This window comes from Polaromonas sp. (genome assembly GCF_029945685.1).
In the GTDB taxonomy this organism is placed as follows: Bacteria; Pseudomonadota; Gammaproteobacteria; order Burkholderiales; family Burkholderiaceae_C; genus Polaromonas.
The window spans coordinates 51,051-72,220 of the sequence record NZ_JAQSDA010000008.1 but is presented as its reverse complement, the minus strand read 5'-3'; the positions used below and the strand labels follow the sequence as shown (position 1 = coordinate 72,220).

Annotated in this window: 22 protein-coding genes and 1 tRNA gene; 11 read left to right on the top strand and 12 right to left on the bottom strand. The window is 64.6% G+C overall.

The window, feature by feature from the left end; translation table 11 throughout:
- Position 1: 1 nt before the first annotated feature.
- From PSV26_RS05845 to PSV26_RS05825, 5 genes are all read left to right on the top strand, one after another.
- The gene (locus tag PSV26_RS05845) at positions 2–748 is read left to right on the top strand and encodes an SURF1 family protein (protein WP_300568763.1); all 747 of its coding nucleotides are present in this window, start codon (positions 2–4) and stop codon (positions 746–748) included.
- Between the two features lie 107 nt (positions 749–855).
- Positions 856–1,485 carry a hypothetical protein gene (locus tag PSV26_RS05840; RefSeq protein ID WP_300569082.1) on the top strand — a complete coding sequence of 210 codons (630 nt, stop codon included), beginning with the start codon at positions 856–858 and terminating at the stop codon, positions 1,483–1,485.
- A gap of 139 nt (positions 1,486–1,624) precedes the next feature.
- Positions 1,625–2,785 carry a heme A synthase gene (locus PSV26_RS05835; RefSeq protein ID WP_300568760.1) on the top strand — a complete coding sequence of 387 codons (1,161 nt, stop codon included), beginning with the start codon at positions 1,625–1,627 and terminating at the stop codon, positions 2,783–2,785.
- The gene (gene cyoE / locus PSV26_RS05830; RefSeq protein ID WP_300514125.1) at positions 2,782–3,705 is read left to right on the top strand and encodes a heme o synthase; all 924 of its coding nucleotides are present in this window, start codon (positions 2,782–2,784) and stop codon (positions 3,703–3,705) included. Before PSV26_RS05835 ends, cyoE begins: the two co-directional genes overlap by 4 nt.
- Positions 3,706–3,707: 2 nt before the next feature.
- Positions 3,708–4,334, top strand: coding sequence for an SCO family protein (locus PSV26_RS05825; RefSeq protein ID WP_300569079.1), 627 nt, complete (start codon positions 3,708–3,710; stop codon positions 4,332–4,334).
- A 114-nt stretch (positions 4,335–4,448) separates the two neighbouring features.
- Here PSV26_RS05825 and rpoH read toward each other — a convergent pair whose 3' ends face one another.
- The 5 genes from rpoH to ftsY all read right to left on the bottom strand — a co-directional run bounded on the left by rpoH (position 4,449) and on the right by ftsY (position 8,970).
- Positions 4,449–5,393: an RNA polymerase sigma factor RpoH gene (gene rpoH / locus PSV26_RS05820; RefSeq protein ID WP_300514123.1), complete on the bottom strand. Its 945-nt coding sequence runs from the start codon at positions 5,391–5,393 to the stop codon at positions 4,449–4,451.
- Positions 5,394–5,822: 429 nt separating this feature from the next.
- Positions 5,823–6,119 carry a hypothetical protein gene (locus PSV26_RS05815; RefSeq protein WP_300514121.1) on the bottom strand — a complete coding sequence of 99 codons (297 nt, stop codon included), beginning with the start codon at positions 6,117–6,119 and terminating at the stop codon, positions 5,823–5,825.
- Between the two features lie 80 nt (positions 6,120–6,199).
- Positions 6,200–6,670: an Mpo1-like protein gene (locus PSV26_RS05810; RefSeq protein WP_300568757.1), complete on the bottom strand. Its 471-nt coding sequence runs from the start codon at positions 6,668–6,670 to the stop codon at positions 6,200–6,202.
- An 82-nt stretch (positions 6,671–6,752) separates the two neighbouring features.
- On the bottom strand, positions 6,753–7,769 hold the full coding sequence (locus PSV26_RS05805) for an Ldh family oxidoreductase (protein WP_300568754.1): 1,017 nt from the start codon (positions 7,767–7,769) through the stop codon (positions 6,753–6,755).
- Positions 7,770–7,839: 70 nt separating this feature from the next.
- On the bottom strand, positions 7,840–8,970 hold the full coding sequence (ftsY, locus tag PSV26_RS05800) for a signal recognition particle-docking protein FtsY (protein WP_300514115.1): 1,131 nt from the start codon (positions 8,968–8,970) through the stop codon (positions 7,840–7,842).
- Between the two features lie 28 nt (positions 8,971–8,998).
- Here ftsY and PSV26_RS05795 point away from each other — a divergent pair, with 28 nt between their 5' ends.
- From PSV26_RS05795 to PSV26_RS05775, 5 genes are all read left to right on the top strand, one after another.
- Positions 8,999–10,465, top strand: coding sequence for a pitrilysin family protein (locus PSV26_RS05795; RefSeq protein ID WP_300568751.1), 1,467 nt, complete (start codon positions 8,999–9,001; stop codon positions 10,463–10,465).
- 125 nt (positions 10,466–10,590) lie between these two features.
- Entirely contained in the window at positions 10,591–11,874 is a 1,284-nt protein-coding gene (locus tag PSV26_RS05790) for a pitrilysin family protein (RefSeq protein WP_300569076.1), read from the top strand.
- The gene (rsmD, locus tag PSV26_RS05785) at positions 11,871–12,533 is read left to right on the top strand and encodes a 16S rRNA (guanine(966)-N(2))-methyltransferase RsmD (protein WP_300568748.1); all 663 of its coding nucleotides are present in this window, start codon (positions 11,871–11,873) and stop codon (positions 12,531–12,533) included. The genes PSV26_RS05790 and rsmD overlap by 4 nt, the downstream gene beginning before the upstream one ends.
- Before the next feature lie 54 nt (positions 12,534–12,587).
- Positions 12,588–13,091: a pantetheine-phosphate adenylyltransferase gene (gene coaD / locus PSV26_RS05780; protein ID WP_300568745.1), complete on the top strand. Its 504-nt coding sequence runs from the start codon at positions 12,588–12,590 to the stop codon at positions 13,089–13,091.
- Positions 13,092–13,093: 2 nt separating this feature from the next.
- Positions 13,094–13,375 carry a YfhL family 4Fe-4S dicluster ferredoxin gene (locus PSV26_RS05775; RefSeq protein ID WP_300514105.1) on the top strand — a complete coding sequence of 94 codons (282 nt, stop codon included), beginning with the start codon at positions 13,094–13,096 and terminating at the stop codon, positions 13,373–13,375.
- 594 nt (positions 13,376–13,969) lie between these two features.
- On the opposite strand, the gene pth is transcribed toward PSV26_RS05775, so the two are convergent.
- The 7 genes from pth to PSV26_RS05740 form a co-directional block, all read right to left on the bottom strand.
- Positions 13,970–14,596: an aminoacyl-tRNA hydrolase gene (gene pth / locus PSV26_RS05770; protein ID WP_300514103.1), complete on the bottom strand. Its 627-nt coding sequence runs from the start codon at positions 14,594–14,596 to the stop codon at positions 13,970–13,972.
- A 146-nt stretch (positions 14,597–14,742) separates the two neighbouring features.
- Positions 14,743–15,441 (bottom strand): 50S ribosomal protein L25/general stress protein Ctc, encoded by a 699-nt coding sequence (locus tag PSV26_RS05765; protein WP_300514101.1) that lies wholly within the window; start codon positions 15,439–15,441, stop codon positions 14,743–14,745.
- 237 nt (positions 15,442–15,678) lie between these two features.
- Positions 15,679–16,653 carry a ribose-phosphate pyrophosphokinase gene (locus PSV26_RS05760; RefSeq protein WP_300514099.1) on the bottom strand — a complete coding sequence of 325 codons (975 nt, stop codon included), beginning with the start codon at positions 16,651–16,653 and terminating at the stop codon, positions 15,679–15,681.
- Between the two features lie 246 nt (positions 16,654–16,899).
- A tRNA-Gln gene (locus PSV26_RS05755) sits at positions 16,900–16,976 on the bottom strand.
- Between the two features lie 106 nt (positions 16,977–17,082).
- Positions 17,083–17,976 carry a 4-(cytidine 5'-diphospho)-2-C-methyl-D-erythritol kinase gene (gene ispE / locus PSV26_RS05750; protein WP_300568742.1) on the bottom strand — a complete coding sequence of 298 codons (894 nt, stop codon included), beginning with the start codon at positions 17,974–17,976 and terminating at the stop codon, positions 17,083–17,085.
- Positions 17,976–18,497 (bottom strand): lipoprotein insertase outer membrane protein LolB, encoded by a 522-nt coding sequence (locus PSV26_RS05745; protein WP_300514097.1) that lies wholly within the window; start codon positions 18,495–18,497, stop codon positions 17,976–17,978. The genes ispE and PSV26_RS05745 overlap by 1 nt, the downstream gene beginning before the upstream one ends.
- Before the next feature lie 6 nt (positions 18,498–18,503).
- Positions 18,504–20,282, bottom strand: coding sequence for a tetratricopeptide repeat protein (locus PSV26_RS05740; RefSeq protein WP_300568739.1), 1,779 nt, complete (start codon positions 20,280–20,282; stop codon positions 18,504–18,506).
- 64 nt (positions 20,283–20,346) lie between these two features.
- Between PSV26_RS05740 and mutM the strand changes: the two genes are divergently transcribed.
- Positions 20,347–21,162: a bifunctional DNA-formamidopyrimidine glycosylase/DNA-(apurinic or apyrimidinic site) lyase gene (gene mutM, locus PSV26_RS05735; protein ID WP_300568736.1), complete on the top strand. Its 816-nt coding sequence runs from the start codon at positions 20,347–20,349 to the stop codon at positions 21,160–21,162.
- The last annotated feature ends 8 nt before the right edge of the window (positions 21,163–21,170 follow it).

The following is a 21,170-nucleotide window of genomic DNA, read 5'->3' as shown; positions in this document are numbered from 1 at the left end:
CATGAGTTCCCCCTTGCCGAGCGTGCGCTTTTGGGTTGTGACCGTGGCTGCCTTGCTGATGGCGGGCCTGACCTTTTCACTGGGCCAGTGGCAACTGCGCCGCGCCGCCGAGAAGGTCGCGCTGCAGGCTGCAATCAGTGCCCAGGCCAGGCTCCCCGCCCTCGACAACCGCGCGTTGTTGGGGACGCGGGACATCGCAACGGTGGTGCACCGGCAGGCCCTGCTGCAGGGCGTCTGGCAGGAGGCGCACACGGTGTATCTGGACAACCGTCCGATGGGCGGCAAATCCGGCTTCTGGGTTGTGACACCGCTGGCACTGGAAGGCGGGCGACCATGGATCCTGGTGCAGCGCGGCTGGGTACCGCGCGATTTCAATGACCGCACCCGCCTGCCAGTTGTGCCAACTCCGCCCGGGCTGGTCAGTGTGGCTGGTCGCATGGCCCCGCCGCCGTCCAAGCTATATGAGTTCGCCGGGGAGCCCGGCGGGCGCATCCGGCAAAATCTCGACCTTGCAGCCTTTGGCGCGGAAATCGGTGAACCCCTGATGGCCGTGTCACTGCTGCAGACCGGCGCTGCCAGTGAAGGCTTGCTGCGCGACTGGCCTGCTCCCACCGTCGGCGTCGACAAGCATTACGGATATGCCTTCCAGTGGTTTGGCTTGTGCGCCCTGGTGGTGGGCCTGTATCTCTGGTTCCAGCTGATTTCCCCGCGCCGCAAACAGCGGCATTTACCGCGTCCCCAACCCTGAACGGCGATTTTCAAGTGCAAGCTCCGCAGCCCGATCCTTCCCTGGCCCCAAATGGCCGCGCCGATCCGCACGATCAGGACCAACCCCTGGGCCTGACCGTTCATGGCATGCCGCAACTTGACGCTGCCACGGCCGCACGCGCGCCCGATACCCGGGCGGGGCGCTGGAAAATGCTGGCCGTTCTGCTGATCTGTGCCGCGCCCGTGATCGCGTCTTACTTCACCTACTACGTGATCCGTCCGGAAGGCCGGCGCAACTATGGCGAGCTGATTGATCCGCAGCGCCCGTTGCCGGCTCTGGCCGCCGTGGCACCCGACGGCAGCCGACTCGAGTTGCCCGCGCTCAAGGGCCAGTGGCTTCTGCTGAGCGTGGCCGGCGGCGCCTGCGACGCGATCTGCCAGCAACATCTGTATTTCCAGCGCCAGCTGCGCGAATCCCTTGGCCGGGAGAAGGCCAGGCTGGACCGTGTCTGGCTGGTCAGCGACGCTGCGGCCATTTCCGACACCCTGAAAACGGCGCTGACCGGTTCCACCGTGCTGCGTGTGTCTGGACTGGACCAGTGGCTGCAGGCGGCGCCCGGCCAGCGTTTGCAGGACCACCTGTACCTGGTGGACCCGCTCGGCAACTGGATGATGCGTTTTCCTGCGGCCATGGACGCCGCAGGGGCCGCCAAGGCCAAGCGCGACCTTGAACGCCTGATGCGCGCGTCGGCCTCGTGGGACAAGGAAGGCCGGTGAATATGGCCCCCACGCTCGTCACTGCGTGTACGTCGCTGCCCCCCGAGGGGTCCGCTGCGCCTGCGGGCCGGCGTAGCCGGACCCGCGGCCCCTGCTTGTCGAAGAGCCCAACGCCGCGTGTGTTTCGCGCTGTTTAAAAATGGACACCTCCGATCTCTACAACCTCAGTCCGGCGCTGCGCCTGATGGGCATGGGCCTGGCGCTGGCACTGGGACCGCTGGCCTGGGTCTGGCTGCGCAACAAGAACCAGCCCATGGCGCGGCGCCTGCGGGTGCTCACGCTGGTGACGCTGTTTCTGACCTTTGATCTTGTGCTTTTTGGCGCCTTCACCCGCCTGACCGACTCGGGCCTCGGCTGCCCCGATTGGCCGGGCTGTTACGGCCACGCCAGCCCGGTCGGTGCTCAGCACCCGATCAGCGTGGCGCAGGCTGCCATGCCCAGCGGGCCGGTGACGCATGGCAAGGCCTGGATAGAAATGATTCACCGTTACCTCGCCACCGGGGTGGGGGTACTGATCCTGACGCTCGCCGTTGCCACCTGGCTGAGCCGCCGGAAGGGGCAGGGCGCCGGAACCATCCTGTCTCCCTGGTGGCCGACGCTGACCCTGGTCTGGGTCTGCGTGCAGGGCGCTTTCGGCGCACTGACCGTCACCATGAAGCTGTTCCCGCTGATTGTCACGCTGCACCTGATGGGCGGGCTGGTGCTGTTGGCATTGCTGCGCGCTCAGGCCGTGCGTTATGCGCAGGCCCAGGGCGCCGCCCTGTCGGTGCCTCTGCCTGCGGCCACCTGGCTGCTGCTGGCGGCAACCTTTGCCCTGCTGTGGGTCCAGATCGCGCTGGGCGGCTGGGTCAGCACCAACTACGCGGTGCTGGCCTGCACCGACTTTCCCGCCTGCCAGGGCAGTTTCTGGCCGCAGATGGACTTCCAGGAGGGCTTCACGCTGTGGCGTGCGCTGGGGGCGGGACTGGAAGGCGACAACATCAGCTTCCAGGCACTGACGGCGATTCACTATGTGCACCGGCTGAGCGCCTATGTTGTTTTTGCGGCCTTGCTGTGGCTGGCCAGCCGCCTGCGGCACCTGCCTGCCATGCGCTCCCATGCTCTCTGGATCGCTGGATTGGCCTTGTGGCAATTTGCCACCGGCCTGAGCAACGTGGTGCTGGGCTGGCCGCTGGTGGCGGCGGTTTCCCACACGGGCGGTGCGGCCGCCCTGGTGGTGGTGCTGACGGGCGCCCTTTTTTCGAGCTATCGCAGCCCTGGGATGGCAAGTGAGTCAAAATCGGGGGTTTCCAGCCTATGAACCCCGCCGATTCGTCTGCCTCCGCCTCCGTTGCGGTCGCCCCTTTTGTGCCCTCTAAGTTTGCGCAGTTTTACGCGCTGACCAAGCCGCGCGTGGTGCAGCTGATTGTGTTTTGTGCACTGATTGGCATGGTGCTGGCCGTTCCCGGCGTGCCCAGCTGGGCTGATGTGAGGCTGGCGCTGGTGGCCAGTGCCGGCATCTGGCTGGTGGCCGGTGCTGCGGCAGCTTTCAATTGCCTGGTCGAGCAGCAGATTGACGCCAAAATGAAACGCACCGCCTGGCGTGCCACGGCGCAGGGTCAGATCAGCAATCCGCTGACCCTGGCGTTTTCAACCCTGCTGTGTGCGATCGGCTCCGTGATCCTGTACGTCTGGGTCAATCCGCTGACGATGTGGCTGACCTTTGCGACTTTTGTCGGGTACGCGGTGGTCTACACCGTGATTCTCAAACCGCTGACGCCGCAGAACATCGTGATCGGCGGGGCATCAGGTGCCATGCCGCCGGTGCTGGGCTGGGCTGCGATGACCGGCGCGGTGAGCCCGGAAGCGCTGATCCTGTTCCTGATCATCTTCCTCTGGACGCCGCCGCACTTCTGGGCGCTGGCGCTGTACCGGGTGGAGGACTACCGCAAGTCCGGCCTGCCCATGCTGCCGGTCACCCACGGCAATGAATTCACGCGCCTGCAGGTGTTTCTGTACACGCTGGTGCTGTTTGCGGCCTGCCTGATGCCCTTTGTCTTCCAGATGAGCGGCTGGCTTTACCTGGTGGTGGCAATTGGCCTGAGTTTTGGCTTCAGCTGGTACGGCTGGCGCCTGTGGCGCAATTACTCCGATGCCCTGGCCCGCAAGACCTTCCGTTTTTCGTTGATCCACCTGTCTGTTTTGTTCGCAGCCCTGCTGCTGGACCACTACCTCGTATGAGCATGTTCCCGACGTCTCCCCGCAAACGAAATACTATTAAATTGATAGCTGGAGGCGCTTTCCTGGCGGGCGCTGTCGGCCTTTTAGGCGGATGTTCTGGGGAAAAGAAGCCGCAGTTCACCAGCATCGACATCACCGGCGCCGACTACGCGCGCGACTTCTCCCTGACCGACCACAACGGCCAGACGCGCAGCATCAAGGACTTCCAGGGCAAGGTGGTGGTCATCTTTTTTGGCTTCACCCAGTGCCCGGACGTGTGTCCGACCTCCATGGCCGAGCTCGCCGAGATCAAGAAAATGCTGGGCGCCGACGGCGCGCGCCTGCAGGGACTGTTCGTCACGCTGGACCCCGAGCGCGACACGCAGGAGGTGCTCAAGGCCTACATGGGCAACTTTGACCCGAGCTTCCTGGCGCTGCGCCCCGACCTCGACAAGCTGCCGCAGCTGGCCAAGGACTTCAAGACTTTCTACAAGAAGGTCGACGGCAAGACGCCCGGCAGCTACACGCTGGACCACTCGGCCGGCAGCTACATCTTCGATCCGCAGGGCCGAGTGCGTCTGTACAGCCGTTACGGCACCGGCGCGGCGCCGCTGGCCGCCGACATTCGCCTGCTGTTGCCGGGCAACTGAGGCGCCGCCTGGCACCTGCCTGTCGAGGGCAAAAAAAAGCCTGCAGACGATGGTCGAATGCAGGCTTTGGCAATCGCCGCTTGCGCGGCGTTGCAGTCAAGGTATCAGGCACGGTCAGGCATAAGCGGCCAGGACCTTTTTCATTTTTTTCATCGCTGCCACTTCAATCTGGCGAATGCGTTCGGCGCTGACCTTGTACTCGGCCGCCAGATCATGCAGCGTCATGCCGCCCGAGCCGTCGTCGTTGACCTTGAGCCAGCGTTCCTCGACGATGCGGCGCGAACGGTCGTCCAGGCCTTCCAGCGCGGTGGCGATGCCGTCGCTGGCCAGATGGTCGCGCTGGCGCGACTCCATCAGCTGGGTCGGCTCCTGCGTGGCATCCGACAGGTAGGCAATCGGGCCGTACGCCTCTTCGCCGTCGTCGCTCGGGCTCGGGTCGAGCAGCACGTCGCCGCCGGACATGCGCTGCTCCATCTCGATGACTTCCTCGCGCTTGACGTTGAGCGTTTTGGCCATCGCATCAATCTGGCCCTCAGTCAGCGTGTCGCGGTGCGTTGCCACATCGGCGTCGTCCTTGAAGCCCTGTTTCATGGAACGCAGGTTGAAAAACAGCTTGCGCTGGGCCTTGGTCGTCGCGACCTTGACCATGCGCCAGTTCTTCAGGATGTATTCGTGCATCTCGGCCTTGATCCAGTGCAGCGCGTAGCTGACCAGACGCACGCCCTGGTCCGGATCGAAGCGTTTGACCGCCTTCATCAGGCCGATGTTGCCTTCCTGGATCAGGTCGGCGTGGGGCAGGCCGTAACCGAGGTACTTGCGCGATGTGGCCACTACCAGCCGCAGGTGGGACAGCACCAGCTTTCCGGCCGCGTCCAGATCGTTCTCGTCCTTCAGCTTCCGGGCAAATTCCTGCTCCTGCTCCAGCGTGAGCATGGGCAGACGGTTGACCGCCGAAATGTAGGCATCCAGATTGCCCAGCGGTGGCAGCAGCGACCACGGGTTGGCAGGCGCCAACTGGGTTGCCGCGGGGGCCACTTGAGGGGACAGAGCGTAGGACATAGGGTGAAACTCCTTTAGAGAAGTAATATTAGCACTCTGTTCGATAGAGTGCTAAGTGATAGATTCAATGGTTTTGATAGGGCAAGGCTAATAAGTAATAACCCTAGTTTGTGCCCATTCTTCCGCTTTAGTTCAACTGGAGCTGTAGGCCGAGGGGCAGTGATGCCGGCATCCAAAGGCCACGGTCCGAACCCGGCGCAGCCGTCCGTGGGTGAAAACAGGCCGGGCGAACAAGGGCCGGAACTGCCGGAAGTGCCGGAGTTCATGCATCAAATTGGCCCCAACCCCAATACAGTCAAGCGGCGACAGCTATTATTTAAATAGCAAACTGAAGTCGGAACATGCCTTCATGGCGGCAAGCGTGTCAGGCCCGGGCGCTCACCCGGACCCGGGGTCGCGGCCAGCCAGGTGTGCAGGCGCCGCCCGCGTTCAGGGCAGGCGCTTGTCGCCGCGAATTTCGCGTACTTCGACGTCTACCACGTCGGCTTCGCGCGCTGGGGCGGCGCCGGGCTTGTTGGCGCCCGGCCAGGCGGCTTGGGCGGAGAAGCGCTGGAAGCGGCCAAATACCATGGGTTTGGGCTTCTGGCCGGTGACCAACGAGCGCAGCAGGCCCAGCGCCAGCAGCACCAGGCCTGCCAGCATCAGGCTCACCGCGAAAATCGCGGCGAAGGTCCACAGGACCAGGCGCAGGAGAAAGGACAGGACGCGGCTGAGGATGCTGGGCACGTGGGGGTTTTCCGTAAGAGTCAGAACTGTTTACATGCGGGCAAATACCGCCGCTTCAAGCCGGATCTGCGATGGAGAAGCTACCAGCGGATGCCCAGCTTGCCGAACAGCTTGCTCAGCACGAACAGCGGGCCCACCCAGAGGTACTGGATGTCTTCGAAAAACGACGGCTTTTTGCCTTCGAGCTTGTGGCCGACAAACTGCAGAATCCAGGCGCCGACAAAAATTGCCAGCGACAGCGGCAGCACCCGCTCGCCCATGGCGTGTACCAGCGCCAGCAGGATGGCCGACCAGAGCGTCATGCTGACCAGAAAAACCAGCGACAGCCGCAGGTAATAAACCATGCTGGCGGCGACAAAAAGATAGGCCACCCAGGGATGCAGCGCAAACATCATGCCGAGCAGGCTCAGCATGATGAGCGGAATCGCCATGAAGTGAATCAACTCGTTTTTCGGGTTCTGGTGGCTTTCGCCATAATGGGCGAGCAGGCGGTCTACCTGGCGTGGACCGGCCGATGTACCGGATGTGTCGGGTGTGCTGATGGGGTTCATGGGGCCTCCTGTGCGGCGGTCGAAAAGCCGCTGGCGAGCAGGTCACTGTACGGGATCGCGGCGGTTTGCGAAAGCAGGGGAATTACTGCATTTTCGCCATCTGGCGCAGCTGTTCGTCCAGCGTATCGGGGATCGTCAGCCCCGACAGCATCGCCTGCTGCTCCAGGCCGAATCTGCGCGCGCCGGCCAGGCGCACACCGTCATCCATCAGCATTTCCGTGATCACCGTTTCCATGCGTTCGTAATAAACGTCCTGGCCGGCCAGCGCGCCCGGGTTGATCACGACAAAGGCCTGGCCGAGCCGTGGCGCATTGCCTTCATCGACAAAAAACGAGGACGCTTCAAAGCCGAACTGCGCACCGAGCAAGGCCGTGACCATGAGTTCGACGATCAGGGCCAGCATGGCGCCCTTGGGGCTGCTGGCGGCGCCCAGTGGCAGCATGGAGCCTGCCAGGCCGGCCCTCGGGTCGGTGGTGGGCTGCCCCTGGCTGTCCAGCGCCCAGCCCAGCGGAATGGCCTGGCCCTCGCGGGCTGCCACCATCAGCTTGCCGCGTGCGACTTCGCTGAGGGACAGGTCGATCATCAGCGGGTCGGCGCTGCGGCGCGGGAACGCCGCCGCCACCGGGTTGGTGCCGAAAATGGCGTGTTTGCCACCGGCCGCCGGCATGGCGGCCGGGGAGTTGGCAAAAGCCAGCCCGACCAGACCGGCGTCGGCCACCGCGCGCAGGTGGTCGACCAGCACGCCGCAGTGGTGGCTGTTGGTCACGCCGGCGAAACTCACGCCCAGCGTGCCGGCGGTGGCGATCGCGGTGGCAACGGCCAGGTCACAGGCCGGAAAAGCCAGCCCTTGGCCGGCATCGACGAGGATGGCTGCGCCTTGGTGGCGCGTCACCCGGGCCAAAGCGGCGCCGTCCGCGCGGCCGTTGCGCAGGTGGGTCGCATACTGCGCCACGCGGATCAGGCCATGCGAGGCCAGGCCTTGCGCCTCGGCACGCACCAGCGCTTTCGCGGTGCTGGCCGCCATGGCCGGCCCGGCGCCGGCATGCTGCAGCGCCTGCAAGGCCAGGCGGGTGGCTTCTTCGATGGACAGGTGGGCCATGATTTTCAGGTTCTTTCCGCTGACGGACAGCGATGAATGCCGGCGGCGCAACGCAGGCGGGATCAGCCTCTCAGGCCAGCAGGGCCTGCGAAAATTCCCGGGCGTTGAAGGTTTCGAGGTCTTCGAGTTTTTCGCCGACGCCGATGAAATAAACCGGCACTGGCCGCAGGCCCGGCGAGGCCTTGGCGCGCTCGCGCGACCACAGCGCAATGGCGGCCAGCACACCGCCCTTGGCCGTGCCGTCGAGCTTGGTGACGATCAGGCCGGTGAGCTGCAGGGTCTCGTCGAAGGCCTTGACCTGGCTCAGCGCGTTCTGCCCGGTGTTGCCGTCAATCACCAGCAGCACTTCATGCGGCGCTGTGGCATCCGCCTTGCTGACGACACGTTTGATCTTGCGCAGCTCTTCCATCAGGTGCAGCTGGGTCGGCAGGCGGCCGGCGGTGTCCACCAGCACCACGTCCTTGCCGCGTGCCTTGCCGGCGCTGACCGCGTCGAAGCTCACTGCGGCCGGATCGCCCCCCTCCTGGCTGACGATCTCCACCCGGTTGCGGTCCGCCCAGGCTTCGAGTTGCTCCCGGGCTGCGGCACGGAAGGTGTCGGCGGCGGCCAGCAGCACGGATGCGCCTTCGTTGGCCAGGTGATGCGTGAGTTTGCCGATCGAGGTCGTCTTGCCCGCACCGTTGACACCGGCCACCATGATGACGGTGGGTTTGTACTCGCCGATCACCAGCGGCTGCTCCAGCGGCTTGAGCAGTTGGGTGAGCGCCTCGGTCAGGATGTTCTTGACGGCCACCGGATGCGTGACGCCGCTGTCTTTCACGCGGCGTTTGACTTCATCGAGCAGGTAGGTGGTGGCGCCGGTGCCGGCGTCGGCCATCAGCAGGGCCGACTCCAGGTCTTCGTACAGCGCGTCGTCGATGCGGCTGCCGGTGAACACGCCGGAAATGCTGGCGCCGGTCTTGTGCAGGCCGGAGCGCAGCTTGCTGACCCAGTGCTCGCGGCTCGCTGGCACCGTGCCGGGCAGGGGGATGTCGAGGGGCGTGACCAGCGCACTGCCGATCAGGCTGCCGCCGGGCAGCGCCGGCGTGGTGACGGCTGGCGCAGCGGGTACCGCGCTGCCGGGCTGGGCAGGAGGTGATGCCGCTGCCGGCGCGGCATCAGGTGGGGCAGGCGGCTTTTTTTTCTTGAAGAAACTGAACATTGGTTGTGCTTTGGAGTCACACTATTCTATGAAACACACCACACAGGATTTCATGGGCATGTTTATCCGGCTTCCGGCACCCTCGCGCAACACGCTTCTTCCCCTTCTTCCCCTGCTCTTCAGCTTCTTTCTGGTCAGCCCCGCGGTGGCCCAGACTGCTACCCCCGTCACGCAGTTCCAGCTGGCCAATGGCCTCACGGTCATCGTCAAGACCGACCGGCGCGCGCCCACCGCGGCCCACATGCTGTGGGTGCGGGTCGGCTCCATGGACGAAGTCGACGGCACCACCGGCGTGGCCCATGTGCTGGAACACATGATGTTCAAGGGCACGCCCAGCCTGAAGCCGGGTGAGTTTTCACGCCGTGTCGCCGCGCTCGGCGGTCGCGAAAATGCATTCACTTCGCGCGACGCCACCGGTTTTTACCAGCAGATCCCTTCGGGCAAGCTTGAAGACGTGATGCGCCTGGAGGCCGACCGGTTTGCCCGCAACCAGTGGGCCGACGAGGAGTTCGCAAAAGAACTCGAGGTCGTCAAGGAAGAGCGCCGCCTGCGCACCGAAGACTCGCCGCGCGCGCTGATGTATGAAGCCGTCAACGCCATGACCTTTGTGGCCTCGCCGTACCGGCGACCGGTGGTCGGCTGGATGAGCGACCTCGAGGCCATGACGCCCGACGATGCTCGCGCGTTTTACCGGCGCTGGTATGTGCCGGCCAATGCGGCCGTGGTGATTGCCGGCGATGTGGACGTGGCGCAGGTGCGGCGGCTGGCAGAAAAATACTATGGCGCTGCGGTGGCCCGTCCGGTGCCGCCGCGCAAGCCTCGCCTCGAGCCGGTGCAGACCGGCCTGCGCAGGATGGACTTCAAGGCACCGGCCAGCCAGGCCTATGTGAGCCTGTCCTACAAGGTGCCGGGCCTGCAGTCGCCGGCGAACGCCGCGCCGGCCACGGCGGACGCCTTCAACCGCGATGCGCTGGCGCTGACGGTGCTGGCCGCAGTCCTTGACGGTTACAGCGGCGCGCGGCTGGAACGCGCCCTGGCGCAGGGGGACAACCGGCTCGCCGACAGTGCCGGTGCGTCCAATGGCCTGTTCGGCCGCGGCCCGCAGGTCTTTGTGCTCGACGGGGTGCCGGCTGCCGGAAAAACCGCTGACCAGGTGGCCGAGGCCCTGCGTCAGCAGGTGGCGCGGATTGCCCGCGAAGGCGTCAGCGAGGCCGAACTCCAACGTGTCAAGACCCAGTGGGTGGCCAGCGAAACCTACAAACTTGATGCATTGTTCAGTCAGGCCCGCGGGCTGGGCACCTACTGGGTCAACGGCCTGCCGCTGGACACGGACGAGCGCCTGGTCAGCCAGTTGCGCAGCATCAGCAGCGCCGAAGTGCAGGCGGTCGCGGCGCGTTATTTCAGTGACGACCAGCTGACCCTCGCCAACTTGCTGCCGCAGCCGCCCGATCCGTCCCGCGCCAAACGTGTGCCTGCTGCGGGACTGCGGCATTGAGCGCGGTCCGTCCGCGACTGGCCCTTTCTTCCACCCTGTTTTCTCCAGGAATTTCTGTGACAAGTGCTATTAAAAAAAGAGCTGTTGGCGCCCTGCTGGTGGGGGCTACAGCCATTTTTTATCCCATGTTTTCATGGGCCGCGATTCCCGTGCAGCAGTGGACGCAGCCCGGCGGCGCCCGGGTCTACCTGGTCGAAAGCCCGGCCATCGCCATGGTCGATGTGCAGCTGGACTTCGATGCCGGCAGCCGGCGCGTCGCGGCCGACCAGGCCGGTTTGGCCGGGATCACCGCCTCGCTGCTTTCCAAGGGTGTGGCTGCACGCGGCGGCGAGCCTGCGCTTGATGAAAATGCGCTGGGCGAAGCCTGGGCCGATCTCGGGGCGCAGTTCGGCGCATCGGCAGGCGCTGACCGTTTCAGCTTTTCACTGCGCAGCCTGACCGAGCCGGACCTGCTGAGCCGTGCCGTGCGGCTGGCGGCGCGCCAGATGGCCGAACCCTCCTTTCCGGACCCGGTGTGGCAGCGCGACCGCCAGCGCATGCTGGCCCAGCTCAAGGAGGCCTACACCCGGCCCGCCTACCGCGTGGCCCGCGCTTTCTCCGAAGCGGTGTACGGCAGCCATCCCTACGGCCATGAAACCAGCGAAGCCAGCCTGGGACGCATCAGCGTTGCCGACATGCAGGCCTTTCATGCGCGCTACTTCACGCCTTGCCAGGCCCGGGTCAGCATTGTGGGGGCGTTGACGCGCGCGCAGGCCGACACGCTGGTGACGGGGTTGCTCGCGCGCCTGCCCCAAGCCGACTGTGCGGCGGCGCCGCCGCTGCCGGCGGTGGCCGAGGTGGCGCCGCTGGAGCGTGCGCAGGTGCTCGCCATCCCGTTTGACTCGGCGCAGGCGCATGTGCTGATGGGCCAGCCCGGCTACAAGCGCAACGACCCCGATTTTTATGCCCTCACCGTGGGCAACTATGTGCTGGGTGGCGGCGGTTTTGTCTCGCGCCTGACCGAAGAGGTGCGCGAAAAACGCGGGCTCAGCTACAGCGTCTCCAGTTATTTTTCGCCAGGCCGCCATGCCGGCGCGTTCACGGTGGGCCTTCAGACCCGGCCGGACCAGGCCACGCAGGCCACGGCGGTCGCCCGTGAGGTGATTGCAAAGTTCGTCGCCCAGGGCCCGACGCAGGCCGAACTGCAGGCCGCCAGGGACAACCTCATCGGTGGCTTCCCGCTGCTGATTGACAGCAACCGCAAGCTGCTCGGCAACCTCGCCAACATCGCCTGGAACGATTTGCCGCTTGACTACCTGGACACCTGGACCGACCGGATTGCCAAAGTCAGCGCGGCGGATGTCAAGGCCGCGTTTGGGCGCAAGCTGCAGCCTGAAAAGATGGTGACTGTTATCCTTGGCGCGCCATGAAATACACCCCTGCCTCCGACAACAAATCTCCCAAAACCGCTGCGCCACGCCCGAAGTCGGGCAAGGTGGTGGGCCGCAAGTCCGTGCCGCCGGGCGAGATCCGCATCATCGGCGGGCAGTACAAACGCACCAAGCTGCCGGTGGCCAACAAGCCCGGCCTGCGCCCGACGCCTGACCGCGTGCGTGAGACCCTGTTCAACTGGCTGGGCCAGGACCTGAGCGGCTGGCGCTGCATCGACGTGTTTGCCGGCACCGGCGTGCTGGGCTTTGAAGCCGCCTCGCGCGGCGCTGCCGAGGTGCTGCTGTGCGAGCAGGATGCCGGCCTGGTGGACCAGCTCAAGGCCTTGCAGGCCAGGCTGCACGCGGACATGGTGCGGGTGGAGCGCGGCGACGGCGTCGCCGTGCTGAGGCGGGCAACACCCGCCAGCATGCAGCTGGTGTTGCTGGACCCGCCGTTTGACTCGCCGCTGTTCGAGCCCGCACTCAAGGCAGCGGCGCAGGTGGTGGCCGACCCCGGTTATGTCTACCTCGAGGCACCGCAGGCCTGGACCGACGAGGCCCTGGCGGACTACGGCCTGCAGCTGCATCGCAGCGGCAGGGCCGGCGCGGTGCACTTTCACTTGCTGGTTCGCAAGGGCGTTTCACTGGAAGGCGCGTAGCCCTGCAAGCGGCAGGGGCACGCGGCCCCGCGGGCAGGGGGGCATAATTGCCGCATGGCGACAAGCACCCAGAGTTCCCGTGTGGCGGTTTATTCCGGCACCTTCGACCCCTTCACGCTCGGGCACCAGGACATCGTCCGCCGCGCGGCCGGGCTGTTTGACCGGCTCATCATCGGGGTGGCCGTGGCGCACCACAAAAAAACGCTGTTCAGCCTGGACACGCGCCTGCAGCAGGTGCGGGGCGAAACGCAGGGCATGGCCAACGTCAGCGTCCTGCCTTTTGACGGCCTGATCATGGATTTCTGCGCCGCCCAGCAGGCCGTCGCCGTGGTGCGCGGCGTGCGCAACCTCACCGACTTTGACTACGAGGCGCAGATGGCCGCGATGAACCGCAAGCTGCGGCCCCAGGTGGAAACCGTGTTTCTGTTGCCCGACGCGCCGCTGCAATGCATCAGCAGCACCCTGGTGCGCGAGATCAGCAAACTCGGCGGCGATGTGGGCCAGATGGTCAGCGCCAACGTCGCCATCGCCCTGCAGCAGGCGCAGAAAGAGGGCTGACCATGGCCTTGCTGATCACCGACGAGTGCATCAACTGCGATGTGTGCGAACCCGAATGCCCGAACCAGGCGATTTACCTGGGCAAGGACATCTACGAGATCGATCCGAATCGCTGCACCGAGTGTGTGGGGCATTTCGACGAGCCGCAGTGTGTGCAGGTCTGTCCGGTGGCGTGTATTCCCGTCAACCCGGCTTTCATCGAAGACCGTGAAACGCTCTGGCAGAAGTACCAGCGGCTGCAGGCGGAGCAGCCTGCGGCGACGGTGGCAGCGCGTTCTTCATAGTCTTTTTGGCCTCCGGCCATTGTCTGGCGGGCGCAATCAGCTATCTAATTTATAGCATTCCGTGTTTGGGCTTGTCATCCCGGACTTGATCCAGGATCCATGTTTGCTCACTACCCATTTTCTTTGAAGCGCTGTAGCTTGCCCGCAAGCCGGGGGTTGCCCGGCGGCAACTTACTTTCTTTTTGCGTCGCCAAAAAGAAAGTAAGCAAAGAAAAAGGCGACCCGATGGTCTGGGTCCCTCCGCTTCGCTACGGGCAACCTGCGGTGCTCGCCGAAAGCGGGGCCGAGCTCGAACTCGCTTCGCTCAGACAATCGCTCGTCCTGATCCGCTTTCGGCTGCGCTCCTCGGCCCAGCCCAATGGGTGGGGGAAAAATGCGGGTTCGGGTTCGGGTTCGGGATCGGGATCGGGGAGACCTGACGCGCAAAGCGCGTCAGGTCGGGCCACGCGGCCGTCATGTTTGCACGTGGGCGCAGCACACGCGGCCAAATGAAGTCCCCCTCCATCGCCCAGCGGGGGGAGGGCAGGGGTTAGGGATGGGAGTGGGGAGTCTGTCCTACTGTCCAGAGCAGACCGCAGGCGCAGCGTGACGCCACTAATCGTTTTCGGAGTCTTCCGCTTCGACCTTGCGCGGCGGCTTGGGCCGCTGCGGCGCGCTGGTGTGGATCAGCATGGTGGCCTTTTCCATCTCGCCGGCCAGCAGGTCGGGCACGGCCCTGAGCGCGCGTGCGATGCTGTCCTCGATCGCCTGGCGGTGTTCCTGGGACGGCTTTTTCAGCACCCAGTTGATGACTTCCGACTTCACGCCCGGATGGCCGACGCCGATGCGCAGGCGCCAGTAGTCGCCGGTGCCGAGCTGGGCATGGATGTCGCGCAGTCCGTTGTGCCCGGCGTGGCTGCCGCCGAACTTGAGTTTGGCCTGGCCCGGCACGATGTCGAGCTCGTCGTGGGCCACCAGGATCTCTTCGGGGGCGATCTTGAAAAAACGCGCCAGCGCCGCCACCGATTTGCCCGACAGGTTCATGAAGGTCAGCGGCTCGAGCAGCCAGACAGTCTGGCCCTTGACCGTGGTGCGGGCGACGCGGCCGTGGTAGTTCTTGTCGAGTGCCAGGTTCAGCTTGAGTTCGCGCGCCAGCGCCTCGGTCCACCAGAAACCGGCGTTGTGGCGGGTCGCCTCGTATTCGGGGCCTGGGTTTCCCAAGCCTACAAAAAGTTTGATCATGCTGTGTGATGAGAGGGGAAAAACGGTCTGCAGGTGGGCCCGCCACCGGATTATGGGTGCAGCCAGACCTGGCCCCAAGAAAAACGGCCCTTGACCTCCGGGGAGGACAAGGGCCGCGGGCCTTTTCAGGCCGGTGCCGTCATGAATTACTTCTTGGCAGCAGGCTTGGCAGCGTCAGCCTTGGCGCCGGCTTTGGCTTCCTTGGCGGCGGCGGCCTTGGCAGCCTTGGGATCCACAGGCACGGCGGCGGCTGCAGCGGCAGCAGCATCGGCTTCGGCTTCTTCCGAGACGGCAGAGACCGACACCAGCACCGGGTTGTCCTGGCCGCCCTTGGCGACAAACTTCACGCCTTTGGGCAGCGTGATGTCCTTGACGTGCAACGAAGTGCCTTTTTTCAGGCCGCTCAGATCGACGGCGATGAATTCAGGCAGGTCTTTGGGCAGGCAGGAAATGCTCAGTTCGGTCAGCACGTGGTTGACCAGGCAGTTCTCGGCCTTGACCGCGGGGGACTCTTCCTGGCCGCTGTAGTGCAATGGCACTTTCATGGTCAGGCGGGTCTTCGCGTCGACGCGCTGGAAGTCGATGTGCAGGACCAGTTGCTTGAACGGGTGCATCTGCAGATCACGCAGCAAGACCTTTTGTGTCTTGCCGCCCAGTTCCATCTCGAGGACGGAAGCGTGGAATGCTTCTTTCTTGATGGCGTGCCACAGTGCGTTGTGATCGAGTTCGATCAGCGACGGTTCACCGGTGCCACCGTAAACGATACCGGGCGTGCGACCGGTGATGCGGAGACGGCGGCTCGCACCCGTACCCTGCTTGGCGCGCTCAAAAGCGACGAATTTCATAATTTTCTCCAAAAGAGGTAAGCCGCGACCAGCTCACCCCGACATGGAAAGTCCCATAAATCCCGTCTTTGGGCGCATGGCGGCGTTGCGCGGTGCTCGGAATCCTCATGCACTGAAGTGCATTCCGGTGTCCTGCGCTCCGGGCGCCTTGCCCTGCATCCCAATAACGGACTTTCTGAAACTTTCCTGAAAAAGCTGCAGCGGCGTTGTGCCGCGGCAGCCACCTTTCGCCTCGGATCAGAACAGGTTGTCCTGGTCCGAGAACAAACTCATGACCGACTCCCCGTTGGCGATGCGCTGGATGGTTTCGGCAATCAGCGGCGCCACGGAAAGCTGGCGAATTTTCTTGCAGTCCTGGGCGGCCTGGCTCAGGGGAATGGTGTTGGTGATCACCACTTCGTCGAGGGCCTCGCCCTGCGCAATGCGTTCAATCGCGGGGCCCGAAAAAATCGGGTGTGTGCAGTACGCGTAAACCTTCTTGGCGCCGCGCTCCTTGAGCACCTCGGCGGCCTTGACCAGCGTGCCGGCGGTGTCGATCATGTCGTCCATGATCACGCAGTTGCGCCCGTCGATGTCGCCGATCACATGCATCACTTCCGACACATTGGCCTTGGGCCGGCGCTTGTCGATGATGGCCATGTCGCAGCCCAGCTGTTTGGCCAGGGCGCGGGCACGCACCACGCCGCCGACGTCGGGCGACACCACCATCAGGTCGTTGTAGTTCTTCTGGCGCAAATCGCCGAGCAGCACGGGCGAGGCGTAGATGTTGTCGACCGGGATGTCGAAGAAGCCCTGGATCTGGTCGGCATGCAGGTCCATGGTCAACACGCGCGAGACGCCGACGGCCTGCAGCATGTTGGCCACCACCTTGGCGCTGATGGGCACGCGTGCCGAACGCGGACGCCGGTCTTGCCGGGCGTAACCGAAGTAGGGGATCACGGCGGAAATGCGCTCGGCCGAGGCACGCTTGAGCGCGTCGACCATGATCAGCAATTCCATCAGGTTTTCATTGGTGGGCGCGCAGGTGGACTGCACCACAAAGACGTCGCGCGCCCGCACGTTCTGCTGGATCTCGACCGTCACTTCGCCGTCGGAAAAACGTCCCACGTGCGCGGCTCCCAGCGAAATGCCCAGGTGCTGGGCGATCTCGGATGCCATGCCCGGATTGGCATTGCCGGTGAAAAGCATGAAGTCGGAGTGGTGCGGTTGCATGTGTGGCCCAGCGGGTGTCCAGGAAGAAAACGTTGCTGAATGGATAAAAGCAATAAGCGCACTGAAAACACGGACGCCCTGTGTCCGTTCCATGCCAATGCGGCTTCTGGCCGTTGACTGCCGGCCAATTCAGGGTCTGAATTGCGCAGGCAGGGCCTTCACCGGAGACACTCAACAGTCAGCGAGCACGGCCCCCGTTATTCGGGTGGCCTAAAAACACGGGCCCCACATGGGACCCGAAAATTTTGGCAGGGGTGGAAGGATTCGAACCTGCGAATGCCGGAATCAAAATCCGGTGCCTTAACCAACTTGGCGACACCCCTACACAGGTAGATTGTCGGACCTGAAAACTGTCAAAGACAGCTGTCAGGCGACCGGCAACCAACCCTTTAATCGTTGTTTCTGAAAACACATTCCGTGGCCTTGATCTTACCAACCGGCCAGAGGATGTGCCTCCAGGTTGCTGCATTTGCGGACCTGCCAGTCGCCCGGGGCGACCGCCAGTTCCATCTCGTGCGGCATATGCGCAAACACAGCACTTCCCGAGCCAGTCATGCGGCCTTGCAAATGCTGCATGGACAGCCAATCGAGTGATTGGCCAACCTGCGGACACAAGGCCTGCGCGACTGGCTGCAAGTCGTTATGGCCGAATTCGTAAACAGAGCCAGTTGCGTTTGCAGCAAAGCCTCGGATTGTAGCAGTTTCTGTATCGCGTTTGAGCCCTGGCGAGCGGAAAATGGCGTCGGTCGGCAGCCCGGCGGACGGTTTGACCACGACAAAACGGGCAGCAGGCAGGGTCAGTGGCGTGATTTTCTCACCTACACCTTCCACCCAGGCGTGGCCGCCGCTGAGGAAAAACGGCACGTCGGCACCGAGGCCGAGGGCGATGGCCTGCAGTTGCTCCGCTGCCAACCTGACGCCCCACAGGCGCTGCAGCGCCAGCAGGCAGCTGGCCGCGTCCGAAGAGCCGCCACCCATGCCGGCCTGCGACGGAATGCGTTTTTCCAGCCCGATGTGCACGCCCAGCGCTGTGCCGGCAGCGCGTTGCAGTGCCCGCGCGGCCCGCACCACCAGATCCTCGGCCGGAAGCGCTTCGCTGGCCTCGCTGCCAAGGTCGGCGCGCGTGATCTGGCCATCCTGGCGCAGCTCGAAATGCAGGGTGTCACACCAGTCGATCAGCATGAATGCCGACTGCAGCAGGTGGTATCCGTCGGGACGGCGTCCGGTGATGTGCAGAAACAGGTTGAGTTTGGCCGGCGCCGCGACATCGTAGATCGCCCTCAGCGGCGGGGCCGAGGCAGGGCCCGTCAGTTCGCCCTGCATCAGGGCGCCGCCAGCACGATGCGCAGGTCGGAACGCGGTTGCGGCATGGTCCGGCTGGCCGAGATCCGGCCTTCGGCCTGTTGCGACAGATCGGCATTCCAGCCGTCTGCGACGGTGCTTTTGCCGTCCAGCCAGTCAAACAGGGCCGGTAGCGGCACGGCCGCGCCGGTGGCTTTTTCAAGCAGTTCGTCGACCGTGGCAAAGCGCTGGACCTGGTTGCCGGAATCGAGCACGGCCTCCTGGGGTGACCAGCGCAGCACGGCCAGGCTGTTGCCCAGCGGGCTGTTCAGTGTCAGTTCGCCCTGTGTCGGATTGCCCTTGAGTTCGAAGCCGGCAAAAAAAGCCTGCGGGGGCTCGCTTTGCACCTGCAGGCTGATGCGGCCTGACCAGAATGATCTTTTTTCATCATTTTGGCTTGCAGCCCTTGGCGTGCTTGCGCAACCAGCTATGAAAGATGTAGCAAGCAGCAGGCTCGCCAGCAGGGCGGTCAAGCGGCTCAGTGGAGCGTCAAGGAGGGGCATGGCGGCTTACAGCCTGACGCGAAGGCGTTTGAGTGTTTCGAGCAGGGTTTCGTTGTCGGCGTTGAGCAGCATGCCTTCCTTCCAGATGGCCAGGGCCCTGTCGCGCTGACCCAGGCTCCACAGCACCTCGCCGAAATGCGCGGCGATCTCGGCGTCGGGTTTGGCCTTGTAGGCAGCTTCAAAAATGGCCAGAGCCTCGGCCTTGTTGCCCAGGCGGAACTCGACCCAACCCAGACTGTCCTTGATGAAGGGGTCCTCCGGCGCGTACTCCAATGCCTTGAGGATCAGCTGTTTGGCCTCGGGCAGGCGCACGTTGCGATCGGCCAGCGAGTAACCCAACGCGTTGTAGGCGTGGTGGTAGTCGGGCTTGCGCTCCACCACCTGGCGCAGCAGGCGTTCCATTTCCGGCAGCGCGTCGAGCTTCTCGGCCATCATGGCCTGGTCGTAGAGAAGCTCGGGTTGGTCCGGAAATTGTGCGACGGCCTGGGCCAGCAATTCGTAAGCGCTGCGGTATTCCTTTTGCTCGCGCAACAGGTTGACTTCGGCCATCAGCTTGATGCGTTTGTCATCGGGGCTGCGTTCGGGCAACTTCCGGATCAGCTGGCGGGCCTCGGCGAGTTTGCCCTGCCGGGCCAACAGCGAGGCACGGCGCACCTGCGCCTGGACCAGTTCCTGTGCATCGGGGATCTTGTTGATCCAGTTTTCCGCTGCGGCGAAATCCTTGCGCTTTTCAGCAATCTGCGCGAGGGACAGGTAGGCCTGGGACAGGCCGCGGCTGGTCTGCGGCTGGGCTTCCCCCTGACCGGCCAGCTGAATGTAGCGGAGCAGCGAAGTCTGCGCCGCCGCCAGCTGGTTGTCCTGCAGCTGCAGGGAGCCCAGCACCAGCCAGCCTTCGGGGTAGTCGGGCTTGTCGCGCGTGACCAGTTGCAGCTGCGCGCTGGCTTCGGCATAACGCTGGACATCGACCAGGACGCGGGCATAGGCCATGCGGATCTCAGGCACGGCCCGGGGGTTGCCCGCAAAGTATTTCTGGACCAGGGCTTCGGCGCGCGGCAGTTTGGGGTCCATCAGTTCCAGTGCCAGCAAGGTCGGTCCTTCAGCCGCGGGGTCGAAGGCCTGCCCGCGTTCGGCCGCCTCCAGCGCGCCGGGTGCCTCGCCGGCGGCCAGCCGCATGCGCCCGACGGCGGTCCAGGCAGCCGCGCCTGTGGCCGGGGCCTTCAGCTCGTCGGTCAGCGCCTGCTCGAGCACGCTGGCGGCGAGTTTCTTGTCGCCGACGCGGGCATAAAAACGTGGCAGGCTGGTGATGGTCTGCGTGCGCTCGACCTCGGGGGCGAGCTTCACTTCATTTTTCAGCGGCTCCGCGGTTTCGGTGATGCGGTTCAGTGCCAGCAGGATCTGCAGCACGTAGCGGTTGGCTTCCCGGGAGGCCGGCTGCGCCTGGCGCCAGGCCTGGGCGGCCTGCAGCGCTGCGTCGCCCGAGCGCGATTGCAGGGCGATGTCGGCGGCGCGCTGGTACAGCTGGGCGTCGTTGGTTTTCCGGGCAGCGTCCAGCATCAGTGAAAAACCGGTCGGGGCATCACCTTCACGCGCCGTGAGTTCACCGAGCAGCACCTGGTAGAACAGCTCTCCGTCCAGGCTGGACGGCACCGGGGTGAGCACCTGGGCCGCGGCAGGCGCCTCAGGCTGGGCAGCGGGTGACAAGGCCGGGGCAGGCGGGGTGGTCTGGGCCCACAGCGCCGGAACTGCCAGGCAAAGTGCACTGAAAACGCTGATAAGTTGTTTCATCGGGCCATGATAATTGAAGCCCTGAGCCCATGTAGGCTTGATCCCTGATTGACCCGAGTTGCCCATGCCCGAACTGCCTGAAGTCGAAGTCACCCGCCTGGGTTTTGCCACCCGCATTGCCGGCGCCGAAATACTGGCGCTGCAGACGGGCAAGTCGCTGCGCTGGCCTCTGGGCTGCGACGCCGCGCATCTGACCGGGCATACCGTGATCGAGGTCCGCAGGCGCGGCAAATACCTGCTGCTCGACACCACCGGCGGCCTGCTGCTGATCCATCTGGGCATGTCCGGCAGCCTGGGCTTTGGTGCAGACCTGCCACCGCCCGGGAAACATGACCATTTCGACCTGCGCACCACGGCCGGCACCTTGCGCCTGCATGATCCACGCCGCTTTGGCGCGGTGGTGTACGCGCCGGCCGAGCACGACGCCGCTGCCCAGAAGCTTCTGGGCCGGCTTGGCGTGGAGCCGCTGACGGACGATTTTGACGCGCTGGCCTTTTACCGCGCGCTGCAAGGCCGCAAGACGGCCATCAAGCAGGTGCTGCTGGCTGGCGAGATCGTCGTCGGGGTCGGCAACATCTACGCCTCGGAAGCGCTGTTCATGGCGGGCATCCGTCCGACCGTGCGGGCGGGGCGGCTGAGCAAGCCCCGCGCCGCCAGACTGCATGCGGCGATCCGCAGCGTGTTGACCCAGGCGCTTGCAAAGGGCGGCAGCACTCTGAGGGATTTTTCCAACGCCATGGGCGAGAGCGGCCACTTCCAGCTTGAAGCCATGGTTTACGACCGGGCCGGCCTGCCCTGCAAGCAGTGTGCGGCTCCGGTTCGCATGCTCCGACAGGGGCAGCGTTCCACCTTTTACTGTGTCAACTGCCAGAAACCCTGACCACCCGT